General features: G+C 64.7%; 15 protein-coding genes, 1 tRNA gene and 1 pseudogene. 11 read left to right on the plus strand and 6 right to left on the minus strand.

All coding sequences use genetic code 11. The features are described 5' to 3' along the window. Positions 1–30 precede the first annotated feature (30 nt). Positions 31–261: an AbrB/MazE/SpoVT family DNA-binding domain-containing protein gene (locus tag JN280_RS29820; RefSeq protein ID WP_202307651.1), complete on the plus strand. Its 231-nt coding sequence runs from the start codon at positions 31–33 to the stop codon at positions 259–261. Then, positions 258–644 carry a type II toxin-antitoxin system death-on-curing family toxin gene (locus tag JN280_RS29825; protein ID WP_202307652.1) on the plus strand — a complete coding sequence of 129 codons (387 nt, stop codon included), beginning with the start codon at positions 258–260 and terminating at the stop codon, positions 642–644. The genes JN280_RS29820 and JN280_RS29825 overlap by 4 nt, the downstream gene beginning before the upstream one ends. Here JN280_RS29825 and greA read toward each other — a convergent pair whose 3' ends face one another. Continuing rightward, positions 645–1118: a transcription elongation factor GreA gene (gene greA / locus JN280_RS29830; RefSeq protein WP_202307654.1), complete on the minus strand. Its 474-nt coding sequence runs from the start codon at positions 1116–1118 to the stop codon at positions 645–647. It abuts the gene before it with no gap. Positions 1119–1225: 107 nt separating this feature from the next. Between greA and JN280_RS29835 the strand changes: the two genes are divergently transcribed. Continuing rightward, a complete protein-coding gene (locus tag JN280_RS29835) occupies positions 1226–2599 on the plus strand; it encodes a TIGR03808 family TAT-translocated repetitive protein (protein ID WP_202307655.1) in 1374 nt (457 codons plus the stop codon). On the opposite strand, the gene JN280_RS29840 is transcribed toward JN280_RS29835, so the two are convergent. The 4 genes from JN280_RS29840 to JN280_RS29855 form a co-directional block, all read right to left on the minus strand. Next, positions 2596–3615, minus strand: coding sequence for an asparaginase (locus JN280_RS29840; RefSeq protein ID WP_202307656.1), 1020 nt, complete (start codon positions 3613–3615; stop codon positions 2596–2598). The two genes, JN280_RS29835 and JN280_RS29840, sit on opposite strands and share 4 nt — an antisense overlap. A 94-nt stretch (positions 3616–3709) precedes the next feature. Next, positions 3710–4705, minus strand: a complete 996-nt coding sequence (locus JN280_RS29845) for an aldo/keto reductase (RefSeq protein ID WP_202307657.1) — start codon at positions 4703–4705, stop codon at positions 3710–3712. Between the two features lie 69 nt (positions 4706–4774). Continuing rightward, on the minus strand, positions 4775–5518 hold the full coding sequence (locus JN280_RS29850; RefSeq protein WP_202307658.1) for an SDR family NAD(P)-dependent oxidoreductase: 744 nt from the start codon (positions 5516–5518) through the stop codon (positions 4775–4777). Further along, the gene (locus JN280_RS29855) at positions 5515–6681 is read right to left on the minus strand and encodes an acetyl-CoA acetyltransferase (protein ID WP_202307659.1); all 1167 of its coding nucleotides are present in this window, start codon (positions 6679–6681) and stop codon (positions 5515–5517) included. Before JN280_RS29855 ends, JN280_RS29850 begins: the two co-directional genes overlap by 4 nt. A gap of 187 nt (positions 6682–6868) precedes the next feature. Between JN280_RS29855 and betI the strand changes: the two genes are divergently transcribed. The 5 genes from betI to betB are packed head-to-tail and all read left to right on the plus strand — an operon-like array spanning position 6869 to position 13149. Continuing rightward, entirely contained in the window at positions 6869–7459 is a 591-nt protein-coding gene (gene betI, locus JN280_RS29860; RefSeq protein ID WP_202307660.1) for a transcriptional regulator BetI, read from the plus strand. Next, positions 7456–8982, plus strand: coding sequence for a choline-sulfatase (gene betC / locus JN280_RS29865; protein WP_202307661.1), 1527 nt, complete (start codon positions 7456–7458; stop codon positions 8980–8982). Before betI ends, betC begins: the two co-directional genes overlap by 4 nt. Next, the gene (locus tag JN280_RS29870) at positions 8979–9980 is read left to right on the plus strand and encodes a threonine/serine dehydratase (protein WP_202307662.1); all 1002 of its coding nucleotides are present in this window, start codon (positions 8979–8981) and stop codon (positions 9978–9980) included. The genes betC and JN280_RS29870 overlap by 4 nt, the downstream gene beginning before the upstream one ends. Then, on the plus strand, positions 9973–11625 hold the full coding sequence (betA, locus tag JN280_RS29875) for a choline dehydrogenase (RefSeq protein ID WP_202307663.1): 1653 nt from the start codon (positions 9973–9975) through the stop codon (positions 11623–11625). The genes JN280_RS29870 and betA overlap by 8 nt, the downstream gene beginning before the upstream one ends. A 60-nt stretch (positions 11626–11685) precedes the next feature. Continuing rightward, on the plus strand, positions 11686–13149 hold the full coding sequence (betB, locus tag JN280_RS29880) for a betaine-aldehyde dehydrogenase (protein WP_202315110.1): 1464 nt from the start codon (positions 11686–11688) through the stop codon (positions 13147–13149). 70 nt (positions 13150–13219) lie between these two features. Here betB and JN280_RS29885 read toward each other — a convergent pair whose 3' ends face one another. Further along, positions 13220–15466 carry a mannose-1-phosphate guanylyltransferase/mannose-6-phosphate isomerase gene (locus JN280_RS29885; protein ID WP_202307664.1) on the minus strand — a complete coding sequence of 749 codons (2247 nt, stop codon included), beginning with the start codon at positions 15464–15466 and terminating at the stop codon, positions 13220–13222. A 248-nt stretch (positions 15467–15714) separates the two neighbouring features. Here JN280_RS29885 and JN280_RS29890 point away from each other — a divergent pair. From JN280_RS29890 to JN280_RS39635, 3 genes and pseudogenes are all read left to right on the plus strand, one after another. Continuing rightward, positions 15715–15791 (plus strand) — tRNA-Pro (locus tag JN280_RS29890). A 154-nt stretch (positions 15792–15945) separates the two neighbouring features. Beyond that, positions 15946–16314 (plus strand): VanZ family protein, encoded by a 369-nt coding sequence (locus JN280_RS29895; protein WP_202307665.1) that lies wholly within the window; start codon positions 15946–15948, stop codon positions 16312–16314. A 43-nt stretch (positions 16315–16357) separates the two neighbouring features. Next, positions 16358–16444, plus strand: a pseudogene (locus JN280_RS39635) (arsenate reductase); the annotation flags it as partial. Between the last annotated feature and the right edge of the window lie 20 nt (positions 16445–16464).

Below are 16464 nucleotides of genomic sequence, written 5' to 3' on the forward strand. Positions count from 1 at the left end.
ATCTTGCGTTATAACATCATGGAGACAGCCATGAACGTGACCATCCGGAAGATCGGCAATTCCGAGGGCGTGATCCTGCCGAAGGAGTTGCTCGAGAGGCATAATCTCAGCACCGGTGACACCCTCGTTCTGATCGAGGATGGCGACGAGTTGAGGCTGCGCCGCTCGGCAGACGATCCCGAGGAGTTCGAGCGCAAAATGAAAATCGCGCGCGAACGTATGAAGAAATACGAGGTCGCCTATCGCGTGCTCGCCAAGTGACCGAGTTCCACAGCAGGGAATTCGTCGAGGCAATGCATGCCGAACAGTTACGCCTGCACGGCGGAGCGCAAGGAATCCGCGACGAAGGCATGCTGGAATCGGCGCTGTTCCGCCCACAGCAGAAAGAAGCCTATGGCGAGCCCGACATTTGCGAACTCGCAGCGGCCTATCTGTTTGGGATCGTAAAGAACCACCCGTTCGTCGACGGCAACAAAAGGACCGGCTTCGCGGCAGCCGACCTCTTCCTCTACTTCAACGGCTTCAGCGTGGAGGCCGAACAGCAGGATATCATACAGCTCGTGCTAATGGTCGCAGCTGGAGAGATCGACGAAGCCGGCGCAGCCGCCTTCTTCCGCGATCATATCGAGCCCATCGAAGCATAGTCACGCCACTTCGAGCGCGACGATCTCCCAGTCCTTGCCGTTGACGGTCGCGACGTCGCCGACAGCCTTGCCGAACATGGCAATCGCCATGGGCGAGACATGCGAGATCGTGCCGTGCGCGGCGTCGGCCTCGTCCTCGCCGACGATTGTCCAGCTCTTCCTCTTGCCGTCGTCGTCCTCGACGGTCACCCGCATGCCGAAGCGCACGACCTTGCTGTCGGTGTCGGGCACCGAGACTTCCGCGCTCTCTCGCCGCGCGTTCCAATAACGCAAGTCTCTCGACACGAGCGCGATGCGTTCGCGGTCGCCGCTCGCTTCGGCCTTGGCGAATTCCTCGCGCAGTTCGGCGAGTTCCTTGTCCATCGCGGCGAGGCCGTTCGGCGTCACCAGATTGCGGTGCTGGCTGACCGGCCTTTCCCCAATATCCGAAAGCCCGGTCTCGTTGTCGTCCTGACGGGTGAAAGCTCTGCTCATTCCAGAAATCTAAGCGTGTCCGAGCGGCTTAACAAGGATCGACGGAAGCATTCCTTCGGATGGCACGGTCCCTGCTTGGTTACGGTCGCAACAAGGAAACTGTCCCGATGTTGAACAGACGCGACCTCCTTTCCGGCACAGCCGGCCTCGCCGCCGGCGGGCTGGTTCTTCCCGCCTCGGCCGACGCAGCTGCCACGACAGAGGCGAATTCGATGCCCGGCGCGATCGACGCGACCACCTTCGGCCTGCACCCCGGCAGCCACGACGATCAGAGCCGGGCTTTCGCCAACTTGCTCCGCACGGCCTCGGACAGCGACGTCGCCGTGTTCATGCCTCCTGGTGTTTATCTCGTCTCGAACATAACGCTGCCCCGGCGGGTCCGGCTCTCGGGGGTGCCCGGCGCGACCCGCATCGTCTATGGCGGCGACGGACATCTGCTCCTTGCAGACGAGGCGGAGAAGATCGAGCTTACCGGCCTCGTCTTCGACGGGGCCAACCGGTGGATCGGCGACCATGCGCAGGGCCTGCTCGACTTCCGCCGCGTCGACGAAATCGCCATGGATAATTGTCGGATCGTCGGCTCAGGCAAGAATGGCCTGGCGCTTCAGCATGTGAGCGGCCGCGTCGAGCGCTGCACGATCTCCGGCGCCGCCGAAGCCGGCATCTATTCGGTAGAGGCGGGGCGGCTGCGGATTTCGGCGAACACCGTCCTGGACTGCGGCAATGGCGGCATCCTCGTGCATCGCTGGGAGATCGGCGAGGACGGCACGCTCGTCATGGGAAACCGCGTGGAACGCATACTCGCCCGCAACGGCGGCACGGGCCAGTTCGGAAACGGCATCAACACCTATCGCGCCGACAATGTCGTGATCGCCAACAACAGCGTCTTGGATTGCGCCTTCTCGGCGATCCGCACCAACAGCTCGAGCAATCTCCAGATCGTCGGCAACCAGGCGATGCGCTCCGGCGAAACGGCGATCTACGCGGAATTCGCCTATGAAGGAGCCGTGATCAACGCCAACATCGTAGACGGCGCGGCCAACGGCATCTCCATGGTCAACTTCAACGAAGGCGGACGCATGGGCGTGTGCAGCGGCAACATCGTGCGCAACCTGTCGACCCAAGGCCCCTATACCGCCGATCCGCCCGGTTTCGGCGTCGGCATCGCGGTCGAGGCAGATTGCGCCGCCAGCGGCAACGTCATCGAGAACGCCCCGCTTTTCGGCATCAACATCGGCTGGGGCGAGTTCATGCGCAATGTCGTCGCGACCGGCAACGTCATCCGCAAGGCTCGCACGGGCATCGGCGTCACGGTCGTCGCCGGCGTCGGCCCGGCCATCATCACCGACAATATGATCGACGGGGCAGAGAGAGGCGCGATCGTCGGCTTCGAATGGACACGGCAGGTCACCGGCGATCTGGCCGCGGAAGGCAGCGACGCCTATCGCCACCTCACCGTGGAAAGGAACCGCGTGAGTTAGGCCGCAATCGGCGTGGCAAGCACGGATGCGGGCCGGAGCCGGCCCACATGCGTGCCACGCCAGTTGCGCAATTCGGGTCGGGCGAGGCCGGCGAGCCTGGTCGACACGTCCCCGTCCTTGTGCAACAGCGAAGCGAGCACTTGCGACACCACGACCTCCGCCGCGCGGCTCGCCCCGTCGTCGCACTTGATGGCGATGCCCAGCCCGAGTTCCTCCAGCGCTCCGCAGAACACGCCTTCCGCTCCGGTCTTGACAAAAATCCGCCCCGGTGCGGCTTCCATCAGCCGGGTACAGGCACGGTTCGTCCCGGCCACGTAGAAAGGCTCGGCCATGCAGGCCGACATCAGCCGTTTCGCCGCAACCGCCCTCTCCCGCCCCAAGCCATTGCCGGTCGCCATGCGGGCGAAGCCAAGTGCGAGGCTCCTGAGCGGAACGGCATAGGTCGGGATGGAACAGCCGTCGATGCCTCGGTTTTGCGGCCCGTGAACGGCCCCGGTCACTTCCTCCATGGTGACGCGGACCATGTCCTGGAAAGGATGGCCGGCCTCGACATAGCCGGCGTGATCGATTCCACAATGACGGCAGGTGCACAGGAAAGCCGAGTGCTTTCCCGAGCAGTTGTTGTGCAACTGCGTCGGCACTTTGCCCGCGCGGGCAAGCTCGACCATGGCATCCTGCGAGGACGGCCAGTGCGCGCCGCATTCGAGCGCACACTCGGCGAGCCCTGCCTTGGCCAGCATGGCTTCGGCCAGGGTGACATGGGCGGCCTCGCCGGAATGGGACGAGCAGGCCAGCGCAAGTTCCCGGTCGCCGAAACCACAGGCATCGGCGGCCCCGCTTTCGACGAAAGGCAGCGCCTGGATCGTCTTGACAGCGGAACGAGGAAACACCGGGCGATCGATCTCGCCCAGGGCCAGCACCGTCTTGCCGTCGGCGTCGACGACGACAACCGCGCCGCGGTGCAGGCTTTCGACCGTGTCGCCACGGAGAACTTCGACAAGAACCGGATCGGACACTTCTTGCATTCCGCAGTGATGAGGGCGTGTAATTCGGCGAGCTGGTATCAGGTCCGGCTTCCGAGCGGAAGGGAGCCAGCCAGAATTCCGCAATTCACCGCTTGGTCACCCAGGCGCCGGCAGAACCATAGCGCGTGCCAGCGAACTTTTCCGGTGCCAGCATGTCGCCGAGCGTCTTGAGCTCTTCCAGCGTAAGCGCAATGTCCGCGGCAGCGACGTTCTGCTCGAGATGCGCGATCTTCCGTGCCCCCGGGATGGGCACGATGAAATCTCCCTGGTTGACGACCCAGGCAAGTGCGAGCTGTGCGGCGGTCACACCCTTTTCCGTCGCCATCTCCTCCAGCATTCTCACAAGGGAGGCGTTTCCGGCCATGTTCTCGGGACTGAAGCGGGGAAGCGTCCGGCGGAAATCGTCGGGGCCGAAATCTTCCGGCTTCTGAATCTTGCCCGTCAGGAAGCCTCGCCCAAGGGGGCTGAACGGCACAAAGCCGATACCCAATTCACGGCAGGTGTCGAGGATCTCGCCTTCCGGATCGCGGGTCCATAGCGAATATTCGCTCTGGAGAGCGGAAATCGGATGGACGGCATGGGCCCGGCGGATGATATCGGCTCCCGCCTCGGAAAGGCCGAGGGCGCGCACCTTGCCTTCCTTCACAAGATCCGCCATCGCGCCGACGGTATCCTCGATCGGCACCTGCGGGTCGACGCGGTGCTGGTAGAAAAGGTCGATCGCGTCGACCCCGAGCCGTTTCAACGACGCCTCGGCCACCTCGCGGACATGATCCGGCCGGCTGTCGACGCCGGACATGGCGTTGACGCCTTGCTTGCCGGCGTCGATCCGGAAGCCGAATTTGGTGGCGATCACCACCTTGTCCCTATAGGCCTTCAATGCCTTGCCGACGAGGATTTCGTTCTCGAACGGACCGTAGACCTCGGCGGTGTCGAAGAAGGTGACCCCGAGCTCGACGGCCCGGTGCAGCGTGCGGATGGATTCCGCCTCGTCCTGACCACCATAGGCGTGGCTCATGCCCATGCAGCCGAGCCCGACTGCCGAAACGGCGAGGTCCGATCCAATCTTGCGTGTCTTCATCAGCTCATGCCCTTTTGTTACCAACGCCAAAGACCCACCGGCAGACAGGCAGCCTTATCCAATCCCTCTCTAGCCCTCCTCTATGAGGCCGGCAGCAAGGAATCCGCCGTCGACGGCAAGCGTGTGGCCGTTGATGTAGCTCGCCTCCGGCGAAAGCAGGAAAGCTATCGCCGCCGCCACTTCCTCGGGCTCTCCGTAGCGGGCCTGCGGCACGCGGCCGAGCCACTGCCGCCGCGCCTCGGGCGTATGCAACCGGGTGATCATCGGCGTCTGGATCGCGCCTGGGGCAACGCAGTTCACCCGAACGGCCCGATTGCCGAATTCCAGCGCCAGCACTTCCGTCATCAGCTTCACGCCGGCCTTGGATGCTCCATAGGCGACACGGCCGCGATTGGCGCGCAGGCCTGATACCGACGTGAGATTGACGATCGAAAGCGAAGCGCCCATCCGCTCCAGCCCGGCCTTGGCAGTGATGAAGGAACCGACCAGATTGACGTCGAGGACTTCCCGGAAACGCTCCGCACTTGTCTCTTCGGCCGAAAGATTGCAGGCAATGCCGGCGGAATTGACGAGGCCGCCGATCAGACCGAGCCTGTCGACGACTTCGTCGAAGGACTCCGCGACATCGTCCTCGTCGGTGACGTCAGCCGCCAGAAAGATGGCATTCTCGCCCGATAACGCCTCTTCCGCCCGGGCAAGGGCCTCCAGGTCGGCGTCAAGCACCGCCACGGGCCAGCCATCGTCAAGGAGACGTTCGGCGACGGCAAGTCCGATGCCCGAAGCGCCTCCGGTGACGACGGCCGATTGCTTCATCTGATCCGATCCAGGATCGACACGTAATTGGCGACCGCGGCACCGCCCATGTTGAAGATGCCGCCGAGCTTCGCGCCCGGTATCTGGATGCCGCCGGCCTCGCCGGCGAGTTGCATGGCGCTCAGCACATGCATCGAAACGCCGGTCGCGCCGATCGGATGACCCTTGGCCTTCAGCCCGCCCGACGGATTGACGGGAAGTTTGCCGTCCTTGGCGGTGATGCCTTCGAGCGCCGCCTTGGCGCCCTCGCCCCGCTTGGCCAGACCCATTGCCTCATACTCGATGAGCTCGGCAATGGTGAAACAGTCGTGCGTCTCGACAAAGGACAGGTCGTCAAGCGTGACGCCGGCCTTCTTCAGCGCCCGCGCCCAGGCCTGCTCGCAGCCCTCGAACGAGAGGATGTCGCGCTTCGACATCGGCAGGAAGTCCTGCACATGCTCGTTGGCGCGGAACGCGACGGCCCGGCGCATCGACAGCGCCGTGGTCGCATCGGTCAAGACGAGCGCGGCCGCGCCGTCCGATACCAGCGAGCAGTCGGTCCGCTTCAACGGCCCCGCGACGAAGGGGTTCTTCTCGCTTTCCTGGCGGCAGAAGTCGAAGCCGAAATCCTTGCGCATCTGGGCATAGGGGTTGTCGACGCCGTTCCGGTGGTTCTTAGCGGCGATCGTCGCCAGGGCATCGGACTGGTCGCCGTAGCGCTGGAAATAGGCCTGGGCGATCTTGCCGAAGACACCGGCGAAACCGGCCGGGGTATCGCCGTCCTCGGGAAGGTAGGAAGCGCGCAGCAGGTTGCGCCCGACTTCGGGTCCTGACGTGGTCGTCATCTGCTCGGCGCCGACCACGAGCACGATCCGCGCCGCGCCGGCATCGACCGCGCGTATGCCCTGCCGCACGGCCGCGGAGCCGGTGGCGCAGGCATTCTCGACGCGCGTTGCCGGTTTGAAGCGCAGCCTGTCGTCAGCCTGGAGCACCAGGCTTGCCGTGAAGTCCTGGGCTGAGAAGCCAGCGTTGAAGTGACCGAGCACGATCTCGTCGACGTCCTCGGGGCCGATACCGGCATGTTCGAGCGCCTGATTGGCTACCGTCACGATGAGGTTCTCGAGAGTCTCGCCTTCGAGCTTGCCGAAACGCGAATGCGCCCAGCCAACGATGCATGCCGTCATCGGAATTCTCCATCCTTGATATGAGCCTAGCACGGAGTCACACGCCCCGGCATAGTCAATATATTGTTCAAGAGTGAACGAAATACCAGAGGACGTAAAGAGCCGAACCGGTTCGAAGGCGATATCGGTTTTTTGTTGATTGATGCATCAATAAAAAATAGCCTGTGCAACACAGGAGGATGCTCACTTGCCGAAGGTCGGAATGGAACCCCTGCGTCGGCGCGCGCTCATCGATGCGACGATTTCGGCGATCGGCGAACGCGGTTCGCTCGACGTGACCATGTCCGAGATCGCCGGCCGCGCCGGCGTGTCTCCGGCGCTCGCGCATCACTATTTCGGCGCCAAGGGCGACCTGTTGCACGCCACGATGCGTCATCTGCTGGCCGAACTCGGCCGCGACCTGCGTGCGGCACTTGCGACGGCGCCCGATGCCCGCTCGCGCGTGTCGGCGGTGGTGAGGGTCAACTTCTCCCCGACCCAGTTCCAACCCGAGACGGTCGCCGCCTGGCTGACCTTCTACGTGGCCGCCCAGCACTCGCCGGAACTGCGCCGCCTGCTGCGCGTCTATGCGCGCCGGCTGCACTCCAACCTGATGACCGGGCTCGGCCGCCTGTTGCCGCGCAACGAGGCGGAGCGCACGGCCGAATCCACGGCCGCCCTCATCGATGGTTTCTACATCCGCCGCGCGCTGCGCGACGGCCCGCCGGATGCCGGCAACGCTATAGCACTGGTCGAGGAGTTTCTCGCGGCCAGGATAAATCAGCGGAAGCAGCCATGACCAGACGGCCCGATATCCTCATCATCATGGTAGACCAGTTGAACGGGACTCTGTTTCCGGACGGCCCTGCAGACTTTCTCCATGCTCCGCATCTCAAGGCGCTGGCCGCCCGGTCGGCGCGTTTCGCAAATGCCTATACAGCCTCGCCGCTCTGCGCGCCCGGCCGTGCCTCCTTCATGACCGGGCAATTGCCCGCGCGAACGGGCGTCTACGACAACGCGGCCGAATTCGCCTCCGACATCCCGACCTTCGCGCACCACCTGCGCGGCGCCGGCTATCACACCTGCCTGTCCGGCAAGATGCATTTCGTCGGGCCAGATCAACTTCACGGTTTCGAGGAGAGGCTGACGACGGACATCTACCCGGCCGACTTCGGCTGGACGCCCGACTATCGGAACCCGGGCGAGCGCATCGACTGGTGGTATCACAATCTCGGCTCCGTCAGCGGCGCAGGCGTCGCCGAGACCACCAACCAGATGGAGTATGACGACGAGGTCGCCTTTCACGCTATCCAGAAACTCTACCGACTGGCGCGCGTCTCGGATGCTCCCGACCGCCAACCATGGTGCCTCACGGTCTCCTTCACCCATCCGCACGACCCCTATGTCGCCCGGCGCAGATATTGGGACCTCTATGAGGATTGCCCGGCTCTGGAGCCCGAGGTCGGCTTCATCCCCGCCGAAGACCAGGACCCGCACTCGCAGCGTCTCTACCTCGCCAGTGACTATGCGAGCTTCGACATCCGGCGGGAACAGATCAGGCGCGCGCGACGCGGCTATTTCGCCAGCATCTCCTACCTCGACGACAAGGTCGGCGAGCTGATCGGCGTTCTCGAAGCCACCGGGATGCGCGACGATACGATCATCCTGTTCTGCTCCGACCATGGCGACATGCTGGGCGAGCGCGGCCTGTGGTTCAAGATGTGCTTCTACGAGGGCTCGGTCAGGGTCCCGCTGATGCTCGCCGGGCCCGGCGTGACGCCGGACCGGATCGACGCCCCGGTCTCCAATCTCGACATCGCCTCCACGCTCTGCGAGCTCGCCGGGATCGATCCCGACAGCGTCGCGCCGTGGACCGATGGTCAATCCCTGCTGCCGCTGATCGCCGGCGGCACGCGCACTGCACCCGTGCTGATGGAGTATGCCGCTGAGGGCAGCTATGCGCCGCTCGTCGCCATCCGGGACGGACGGTACAAGTTCGTCCATTGCGAGATCGATCCGCCGCAACTCTTTGATCTGGAATCGGATCCGCGCGAGCTCGACAATCTGGCGACCTGGCCGGAACATGGCGCGCTGGTGGCGGAATTCATGCAGCAGGTGCGGGGTCGCTGGGACATGGCGGCTTTCGACAAGGCGGTTCGCGAAAGCCAGGCGCGCCGCTGGATCGTCTATCCGGCGCTGCGCAACGGCGCCTATCACGCATGGGAGTATGAGCCGCGGCAGAATGCGGCGGAGCGCTACATGCGCAACCATATGGATCTCAACGAGCTCGAAGACAGCAAGCGTTTCCCGCGAGGAGAATGATGACCCCAACCGTCCCCGACCTCGCCCATTTGAAGCGGGCCTATACCGTCACCAGCCGCGCGACTCAGATCACGCCGCTTTTGGAATCCGCAGCACTTGCTCGCGCCACCGGCGCGGCGCGTGTCTTCGTCAAACCGGAATCGCTGCAGTGGGCCGGGTCCTTCAAGGTCCGCGGCGCCTATTGGCGGCTGAAGCAGCTCTCGCCGGAGGAGGCCAAGCGCGGCGTGGTCGCCTATTCCTCCGGCAATTTCGCGCAGGGCCTTGCGGCGGCGGGCGAAGCGCTCGGCATCCCGGTCACCATTGTCATGCCGATCGACGCGCCTGCCGCCAAGCGCGACGCGACCGCAGGCTATGGCGCGCGCGTGGTGCTCTCCGACCACGGGACGCGAGCCCGCGAGGAAGTCGCCTCCGAACGTGCGCGCCAGATCGCCGCCGACGAAGGTTTCGCGTTGCTTCATCCCTTCGACGACATCGAGATCGTCGCCGGGCAGGCCGGTGCCGGGCTGGAGGCACTCGACCAGCTCGCCGCCAAGGACGCCAAGGCCGATCTGCTGTTCTGCGCGGTGGGCGGCGGCGGGCTGATCGGCGGCGTCTCGCTCGCCTTCCACTATCTGTCGCCGCAGACGCGGGTCATCGGCGTCGAGCCCGAAGGCTTCAACGGCATGGGCACGTCGCTCGCCCATGGCGCCATCGAGACGATGCCGCTCGGGCCGGCATCGATCTGCGACGGGCTGATGGCCCGGCGTCCCGGCGTGGCGCCCTTCGCGGCCGTCAAGGCGGCGGGTGTCGAGGGACTGGCGGTGTCGGACGCCGCGGTCCGCCGCGCCATGAAGATCGCCTTCGAGCGCATGAAGCTGGTGCTGGAGCCGTCGGGTGCGGCGTCGCTTGGGGGCCTGCTGGAGGGCGGGGTAGACGTATCAGGTAAGACCGTTCTCGTTGTTGCCACCGGCGGCAATGTCTCACTCGCCGATTTCATGAAGCACGTCGCCGATGCTTGAGGCCGATTTCGTCATCGTCGGCTCGGGCTCGGCCGGTGCCGCCCTTGCCTATCGCCTTTCGGAGGACGGCAACAACAGCGTGATCGTCATCGAGCATGGCGGCACAGATTTCGGCCCGCTCATCCAGATGCCGGCCGCCCTGTCCTTCCCGATGAATATGAGCCTCTACGACTGGGGTTTCCAGACGGAGGCCGAACCGCATCTGGGCGGGCGCGTCCTGGCGACGCCGCGCGGCAAGGTCATGGGCGGCTCATCCTCCATCAACGGTATGGTCTATGTGCGCGGGCACGCCCGCGATTTCGACCATTGGGCCGAGCAGGGCGCCAACGGCTGGGCCTTCGCCGACGTGCTTCCCTATTTCAAGCGCATGGAGCACTCGCATGGTGGCGAGGACGGCTGGCGCGGCACCGACGGTCCGCTCCATGTCCGCCCCGGCAGCCAGTGGAACCCGCTGTTCAAAGCCTTCGTCGAGGCGGGCCGCCAGGCGGGCTTCGAGACGACCGAGGACTACAACGGTTCGAAGCAGGAAGGTTTTGGCCGGATGGAGCAGACGATCCATCTCGGGCGGCGCTGGTCCACCGCAAATGCCTATCTCAGGCCAGCTCTGAAGCGGAAGAATGTGAGTCTCGTCAATGGCTTGGCCCGGCGCGTGGTGATCGAGAATCAACGCGCCGTCGGCGTGGAGCTTTTGCTTCGCGATCAGATTCAAGTGGTTAAGGCACGACGTGAGGTGATCGTCGCCGCCTCCTCGATCAATTCACCGAAAATCCTGATGCTGTCGGGTATCGGACCGGCCGCCCATCTTCGCGAGAACGGTATCGACGTGGTGGCCGACCGGCCCGGCGTCGGCGCTAATCTGCAGGACCATATGGAGCTCTACATCCAGCAGGAATCGGTCCAGCCGATAACGCTCCATTCGAAGCTCAACCTGTTCTCCAAGGCGATGATCGGTGCTGAGTGGCTATTCTTCAAGACCGGTCTCGGCGCCACCAACCACTTCGAATCCGCCGCCTTCCTGCGCTCGCGGCCAGGTGTCGACTACCCCGACATCCAGTATCACTTCCTGCCTGCCGCCATACGCTACGACGGCAAGGCGGCAGCCAATTCGCACGGCTTCCAGGCCCATGTCGGCCCGATGCGGTCGAAGTCCCGCGGCTCGGTGACGCTGCGCTCCAACGATCCGAAAGACAAGCCTGTGATCCGGTTCAACTACATGTCGCATGAGGACGACTGGACCGACTTCCGCCACTGCATCCGTCTCACGCGCGAGATCTTCGGCCAGCCGGCCTTCGACCCCTATCGCGGGCGGGAGATTTCTCCGGGAAGCCACGTCCAAACCGACGCTGATCTCGACGACTTCATCCGCGCCCATGCCGAAAGCGCCTATCATCCATGCGGAACCTGCCGCATGGGCCAGGCCGACGATCGGCTGGCGGTGGTCGATCCCGAATGCCGGGTGATCGGCGTCGACGGATTGCGGGTCGCCGATTCCTCCATCTTCCCGCGCATCACCAACGGCAACCTCAACGCCCCGTCGATCATGACGGGCGAGAAGGCGGCCGATCATATCCTCGGCAAGACCCCGCTCGCGCCCTCGAACCAGGAGCCGTGGATCAATCCGCGCTGGCAGGTTTCGGACCGATAGGCCATGATCGGGCAACCGAGCGCCGGCAGCGACAGGCAGACCATCCAGGGAAAGGCGACCATGAAGGCGCAGCCAACCGCATCGCACTACATCAACGGCCGCTATGTCGACGACGACCATGGTACAGCGCTTCCGGTGATTTACCCGGCGACCGGCGAAACGATCGCGACGCTCCGTTCCGCGACGAGCAACATCGTGGAACTGGCGATCGAGGCAGCCCGCGCCGCGCAGCCGGCCTGGGCGCGCATGAAGCCGGCAGACAGGGGCCGCATCCTGCGCCGCGCCGCAGACATATTGCGCGCCCGCAATGCGGAGTTGGCGCGACTGGAGACGCTGGACACGGGCAAGGCGATCCAGGAGACGCTCGTGGCCGATCCGGCCTCGGCCGCCGACGCGCTCGAATTCTTCGGCGGCGCGGTCGCCTCCTTCAACGGAGACTATGTCGATCTCGGCGGGCCCTTCGCCTATACGCGGCGCGAGGCGCTGGGCGTCTGCGTCGGCATCGGCGCCTGGAACTATCCGATCCAGGGCGCCGGCTGGAAGTCGGCGCCGGCGCTCGCCATGGGCAACGCAATGGTGTTCAAGCCTTCGGAGAACACGCCGCTGTCGGCGCTCGCCCTGGCCGAGATCTACACCGAAGCCGGGCTGCCCGACGGGCTGTTCAACGTGGTGCAAGGCTATGGCGACGTCGGCGCCGCCCTCGCCTCCCATCCCGTGGTGGCGAAAGTGTCGCTCACCGGCTCGGTGCCGACCGGCAAGAAGGTGCTGGCGCTCGCCGGTTCGCTGATGAAGCATGCGACGATGGAGCTCGGCGGCAAGTCTCCGCTCATCGTCTTCGACGACGCCGATGTCGAGAACGCAGTCGGCGGCGCCATGCTCGGCAATTTCTATTCGACCGGCCAGGTCTGCTCCAACGGCACCCGCGTCTTCGTCCAGAACGGCATTTATGAGCGCTTCCTCGACCGGCTGACGGAACGCACCAAGGCGATCCGCATCGGCGATCCGCTCGACCCGGACACGCAGATGGGGCCGCTGATCAGCAAGGCCCAGCACGAGAAGGTGACCGGCTACATCGCGATCGGCAAGGACGAGGGCGCGGTGCTGCATTACGGCGGCAACGTACCTTCGCTGCAGGGTTTCGAGGGCGGCTTCTTCGTCGAGCCGACGATCTTCACCGGCGTCACGGACGGCATGCGCATCGCCCGCGAAGAGATCTTCGGCCCGGTCATGAGCGTGCTGACCTTCGCCGAGGAGGACGAGGTGGTCGCCCGCGCCAACGACACCGAGTTCGGCCTCTCGGCCGGCGTCTTCACCCGCGACCTGCCGCGCGCGCACCGGGTGATCGCCGATCTGCAGGCCGGGAGCTGCTGGATCAACCACTACAATCTGGCGCCGGCGGAGATCCCCTTCGGCGGCGCCAAGCGGTCAGGCATCGGCCGCGAAAACTCGCTCGCAGCGCTTCATCACTACTCGCAGCTCAAATCGGTCTATGTGGAGACCGGGGACGTGGTCAGCCCCTATTGACCCGTTTCATGCCAACGGGCCTGATGCCGAAAATCCACGCGACTGCAGCCGTGCGCTCCGTTGTCGGATCCTATCGATCGCCGGCGTCCGCGGTCGCGTCCAGATACTGCATCAGCGCGCAGACCATATGATAGAAGATGCTGGCCGGAACATCCGCCGCGAGCGAGCGGCCTTTCTCGTCGATCCGGTCTATCCACAGGCCCAACGGCGCGGGGTCGATGTGCCAGCGGAAAAGGCGCCTGACCCGCGCCTCGATCTCCGGCTTCATGTCCGGGCCGCCGGTACCGTCGAGAGCGATCGCGGCCTTGATCACCTCGGTCTGCGGCCAACTGCGCGACACGCCTTCGAGGGGAATCCCCTGGCGCGACACAGCGGCATAGGCAAGGCCGGTCGCACGGTTCAGCCCGTTGGCGACCGCCGACGCATAAAGCTTGCGCGCGAAACCGACGAGGTCCGCCTGGCCGCTCGCCTTGGCGAAATCGACAAGCAATGATGCCCATTCGAAATGGTGGCCCGGCTCCGTCCAGTCTCCCATTTCGCCATGCGCCGGCTTCCAGGCGTCGTCGAAATATTCGCCGAGCGTCCAGCTTTCCGCATCGAAGAAGCTCGACCTGAAGAGGTCGATGATGCGGACGGCGCGCCTGAGATAGACCCGCTCTCCGGTCGCCCCGTACCAGGCAAGGAACGCCTCCAGAAGATGCATATGCGGGTTGGTCCTCCGCAGGCTCTCGCCCTGGCGCGTCTCGCGGAAACCGGTGAGGCGCACATCCTCCAGATGGTCGTCGAGGAAGCGGAAGGTTTCCGCTCCGAGGCGGCGGGCGTCCGGATGACCGACGCGGTGCGCATGGGCGAGCGCCAAAAGCACGCAGGCATGGTCATAGGCGTCCTCGGTCGCGTCGGCAACCGAACCGTCGATGTTCAGCGCCCGGAACCAGCCGCCATCATCGCTGCGGCCATGTCTCGAAATGAAGTCGATGCCATGCGCGACTAGCCGGTCGGCCGGACCGGTCCAGCCCCGCTCCTTGGCCACGGCGAAGGCATAGATCTGCCGCGCCATGGTGCGCATGCGTTTGGTCCTGACCAGCGGCGTCCCGTCGAAGGCCAATGCCTCATGGAACCCGCCATGGCGATCGTCTACGCCCGATGTCGACCAGAGCGGTAGTGTTTCCTCGAACAGCCAGTGATGCACCCGCGTGCGCCAGGCGCCGGGTTCGAGAACGCGATCCGTCGCGGGCGTGTATCTGGTTTCGAGCCGGCCGCTCCGCTCGAGCTGCTCGACAATCTTCTTGACGTTCTGGCTGTAGCTCACCGGCGCGACGAAGGTCGCATCCGATGTCGAGACCACGGCCACGTCGTGCAGCCCGATCACCGACAGCAGCCTGCCCTCGCTGCGGAGGTAGGAATTTGCGCAGTCGATCGCCACGACGTCGCCGACGACCACATTGCCGTCCTTGTCAGAGAGTCCGGCATCGAGCAGCGATTGCCAGGAACCGAGGTCGTTCCAACGGAAGCTCGCCGGCACCATGGCGATGTCAGGCAGGCGCTCCGCGATCGCATAATCGATGGAGATCGACGGAACCTGAAGGTAGAGGTCGAGCGGCAAATAGAGCCCGGACAGGTCGCTCGCCGACTTCAGATATGCGGCTTCGCACGCTTGCCAGATCTCCGGCCGCAATTGCAGGAAGGCATCCCGCATCGTGCTCGCCCGGAAGAGGAACATGCCGGTGTTCCAGAAGAAGTTGCCGGCGGCCAGGTAGGCCTTCGCACGATCGAGGTCGGGCTTTTCGACGAAGCGCAGGACGTCGGCGACACCGGCGTCTGAAGTCTCGGAGGCTTCGATATAGCCGTAACCCGTCTCGGGCTGGGTCGGCCTGATGCCGAAGACGACGAGACGACCGGCCTGGGCCGCCGCCACGCCGCGCTCGACCGTCCGCCAGAACTGCTCGTCTGTGGAAATCTCGTGGTCGGACGGGGCGACCAGCACCAGCCCGTCCTCGTAGAGGGTGAGCACATGCAGAGCCGCAATCGCAACGGCAGCCGCCGTATTGCGTCCGGCCGGTTCGAAGATCGCGCCACCGCCGGCCAGGTCGATCCCTTCGAGGTCGCCGAGCACGCGCTCGGCATGGCGCTCCGAGGCGATGAGGAAGATCGGTGTCTCGCCCTCCCGCCTGGCTTTCAGACGCTGCAACGTCTTGGACAGCATCGAGCCATTGCCGGAAAGATCGTGGAACTGCTTGGGGTTGTCCTCACGCGACAGCGGCCAGAGGCGTGAGCCGATCCCCCCGCTCATCACGAAACTGGTTATGCGTTCCGCCATGCCCATCCTCTCGGCCGCTCGCCGGAGCGAGCATCAGCCAACGGCTTCGAAGCATGCAGCCCTAGCATGGCGCGGTTAAGGGCGCATGAAGCAGGTATACCAGGCATTCTCACCTCCGGGCGACCGGCCGCCCGATCGGAACGACGTCTTCCGCGTGGCCGAAAAAAGGTGAGCCGACGGTGTGGGAAAGATGTCCTTGACGCTTGCAGGAACGATCTGCGGCAGCTATAAGCCCGCCCGTCTGGTCACGGAGTGTAGCGCAGTCTGGTAGCGCACATCGTTCGGGACGATGGGGTCGCAGGTTCAAATCCTGCCACTCCGACCAGAAAAATCAAAAACTTGGCGTTTCCCGTTTCCCATCGACTTCAGCGCCCCCCACAGGGCCTTCGCAGCTGTGCGGAATAGTGGTCCGACACCGTGGCATTGCGAAGCAAGCAGGTCGTCTCGCGCCTCCAACACCGATGGGCTAGACATAGACCGTGCTCAAGATAGCGATTCGCACCCTTGCCTGGGCCATATTGCTGGCCATTTTCCTGGCGACCGTTTCGCCGATCGAGGAGCGGCCGCATCTGGCGTCCGGACCGTCCTTGGACCGGATGGCCGCCTTTATCCTGCTCGGCATCCTGTTCTGCCTCGGCTACCGCCGCGCCTGGCCATTTGCGCTGGCCATCGTGACGGTCGCCGCGTTCGGTTTCGAGGCGATGCAGATGCTGACGCCCGATCGGCATGCACGGCTCGACGACGCCGTGGTCAAGGCCTTCGGCGGGATCATCGGTGTCGGTATCGGCCTTGTGGTGAACCGTTTCACTCCCTGGCCTTTGCCGGGCAAGGATGACCGGTCCCAATGAGGAGTGTTCCCCGTCGATCCAACTGCAAGGACCGCCTCGCCCGATAGCCGTCACGATCTATCAGAATCCTGCCTGCGGCACGTCACGCAACGCGCTGGCCATGACTCGTCAGTCGGGCGAGGAACCTGAATTCGGCCGGACGGCGCGTGG

Source organism: Mesorhizobium sp. L-8-10 (assembly GCF_016756635.1).
Lineage (GTDB): Bacteria > Pseudomonadota > Alphaproteobacteria > Rhizobiales > Rhizobiaceae.